We start from the raw sequence: 1,369 nt of genomic DNA on the forward strand, positions 1-1,369 counted from the left end.
CCAACAACACACTCCGCACCCCATGCACCACCACCAAATGCCGCGCCACCACCGCACCCAGACCACCCGTACCACCCGTCACCAACACCGTCCCGTCGAGCGGGGGGAGCGACAGCGGCTCGGCCGGTGCCTGTGCCCGTACGAGGCGGGGAACCAGCAGCGCTCCGGCGCGAATCGCCGACTCGGGTTCCTCGGCGGCCAACGCCGAGGTGAGCAGCGCGCGGGATCGCGGGTCGTCGTCAAGGGCGAAGCCGTGCCCGGCGTCGACCAGCCGGAACCGACCCGGCGCCTCCGCCTGGGCCGCGCGCACGAGACCCCACACCGGGGCCTGACGTACGTCGACGTCCTCGTCGGGCCCGGTAGCGACCGCCCCGCGCGTCACGACGACGAGCGAGGAGTCCTCGTAGCGGTCACCGGCCAGCCATTCCTGGACGACCGCGAGGACCCGGTGGGTGATCTCGTGCATCCCGGAGACCTCGTCGCCGTCGACGACCGGGCAGTGGAACACCACGGCCCCGGGCACTGTCCGTTCCTCCGACAGCTCCTCCCACAGGACGAGCGGCACTTCGGGCGCGCGGGTGGCGCCGGAGCTCGCGAGACCGCTCCACTCGACCTCGAACAACCCCTCGGGGGCGCCGGGCGCCGGACCGGTCGGCGTCGCGGACACGGGCCGGCCGACGACCGAGCCGACCGACACGACCGGTCGGCCTTCGCCGTCCGTGGCCGTCAGTTCGAGCCGGCGGTCGTCGCGCTGGACGAGCCGTACGCGCAGTCGCGACGCGCTGGTCGCGTGCAGGGTCACGCCGGTCCAGGCGAACGGCAGAGCGGGCTCGTCCTCCGGGCCCGGGCCTGCGAACAGTGCGACGTGCATCGCGGCGTCGAGGAGGGCGGGGTGGATGCCGAACCGCTCGGCGTCGCCGTGGAACTGCTCGGGCAGGACGACGTCCGCGAGCAGCTCGTCACCGAGCCGCCAGGCGGCGGTCAGCCCCTGGAAGGCCGGGCCGTAGGCGAAGCCCTGGTCCAGCAGAACGGAGTAGGCGTCCTCCACGTCGAGCGGCTCCGCGTGGGCCGGAGGCCATTCGGCGGGCGCGACGGACGCGGCTGCCTCCGCCGGGCTGAGCCGGCCCTCCGCGTGCAGCAGCCAGGGCTGCTCGGCGAGTTCGGCGTGCCGCGAGTACACGCGGACCTGGCGGAGACCGGACTCGTCGGGCGAGGCGACCGCGACCTGCACCTGTACCGAACCCTGCTCGGGCAGGACCAGCGGCGCCTGGAGGGTGAGCTCCTCCAGCACCGGGCAGCCGACGTGCGAACCCGCGTGAAGGGCGAGTTCCACGAAGCCGGTGCCGGGGAGCAGGACCGTACCCAGTAC

General features: G+C 73.8%; 1 protein-coding gene. It reads right to left on the reverse strand.

Features of this window, described 5'->3' with window-relative positions:
- On the reverse strand, window positions 1–1,369 hold a 1,369-nt coding region (locus tag ABZY57_RS32745), incomplete at both ends, for a polyketide synthase dehydratase domain-containing protein (RefSeq protein ID WP_356518188.1).

Source organism: Streptomyces sp. NPDC006450 (assembly GCF_040612195.1).
GTDB lineage: Bacteria > Actinomycetota > Actinomycetes > Streptomycetales > Streptomycetaceae > Streptomyces.